This is a genomic window from Mesorhizobium sp. M7D.F.Ca.US.004.03.1.1 (genome assembly GCF_003998635.1).
Lineage (GTDB): Bacteria > Pseudomonadota > Alphaproteobacteria > Rhizobiales > Rhizobiaceae > Mesorhizobium > Mesorhizobium loti.
The window spans coordinates 1-1,503 of sequence record NZ_RZQG01001202.1 but is presented as its reverse complement, the minus strand read 5'-3'; the positions used below and the strand labels follow the sequence as shown (position 1 = coordinate 1,503).

Below are 1,503 nucleotides of genomic sequence, written 5' to 3'. Positions count from 1 at the left end.
AGTGGACGCCGTCCAGCGTGATCGACTGCCCGTCGCCGAGCGCAATCACCGCGTTGCCGTTGGCATCGTCGGCTATATGAGTCTGCAGGTCGGCAAAGTCTGCCAATCCGTTGTAGCCGATAAGGTCGATCTGGTCGGCCGCGGCGTCGAAATTATGCACCGTATCGGCACCGATCGGCTGCGAGAAGACGAAGAGGTCGTTGCCGCTGGAGCCGGTCAGCACGTCGTCGCCCGACCAGGCGAAGATCGGCGAACCCGGAGCGTACGCCTCGACATTGTCGGCGATCGACGCGCTGCCCGTCGTGCCGTCGGCATTGGTCCAGGTCAGTTGCACGTCGAGCACCGCGGCGCCGGTGAATTCGACCGGTGTGGTCACGGTCAGCCCGTGCAGGTCGTTGGTCTGTGTCGTCCAGCTTCCGTCGGCGTTATGGGTTGCGCCGTCGATGGTCCAGCCCGAAGGCACGTCCTTCACCGTGACGGTGATGAGCGCACCCTCATGCGATGGATCGGTCAAGGCGAGATTGATGGGCTCGCCGGAGGTGCCGGCGGGCTTGAGGCCGCCTTGGCTGACGGCCGCGTTCGTATGACCAGTTGTATCCGAGAATGCTCCGGCATCGATACCAAGGGTGTAGGACGATCCGTTGCTGCTTCCTGCTCCTTTGTCCACTTGGAATGTATACTGAGTGTGGGCTGCGTTGAAGCTTCCTGACCCAGCGATCACGCTGACATTTGGCAGGCCGGATACATGCATCACGTTTGATAGATTTGCAAAATTCGCGTTGACGGCCGTAGTAAACGTTATGGTGACGGTACTTGGGTCAGCGTTGCTCCCCTGCTTGCCATCCGCAACCAAGGTAATTAACCCGGGAGTAACTTCATCCGTGCCGAAGACCGTCACGGCCAGGTTGGCCGATGATGTTCCGCCATGCCCATCCGAGACCGTATAGGTGAAGCTGTCCGTGACGGTCTGGCCCGCTGCCAGCGCCTGCACATTGGCTTGGGCATTCGCCACAGTATAGGTGTAGGCCCCGGTCGCCTTGGTGATTACAAGCGAGCCATAAGTTCCGGTCTTGGTGAATGTGGTGCCGTTGTCGATGCCGCCCGAGAGCGCGGAGACAGCCAGTGTATCGGCATCCGGATCGGTATCAGCATGGTCCGAGAACGTTCCCGACGGTGCACCGGCATGCACGAGCGTCTGAAGCACGTTGCCAGTTGCGCTTGTGTTGGTGTCTTCTTTCGCCCAATTGGTATCAGCGACAGCGACTGGTGCGCCGTTGTCGCTCGTGCCGAGGATATCGATATGCACCGAGGTGGGAGTGCCGTCGGCACTGATCACGTCGAAGTTCTCGGTGTAATGCTGGCCGCCAACGAATTCATTGTGGGCCGAAGAGGCGGTGTAGGTCCAGGCGCCGGCCGCATTGATGGCGAAGGTGCCATAGGCTCCGACGGTTGCGGCCTGGGCGACGAAGGTCGCCGGGCTGTCGACATCGGAGATGGTGAGCG

General features: G+C 60.9%; 1 protein-coding gene. It reads right to left on the bottom strand.

Translation table 11 applies throughout. The annotated features are described in order from the left end of the window. A partial coding sequence (locus EN935_RS35565; protein WP_206534658.1) for a VCBS domain-containing protein occupies window positions 1–1,503 on the bottom strand: 1,503 nt, incomplete at both ends.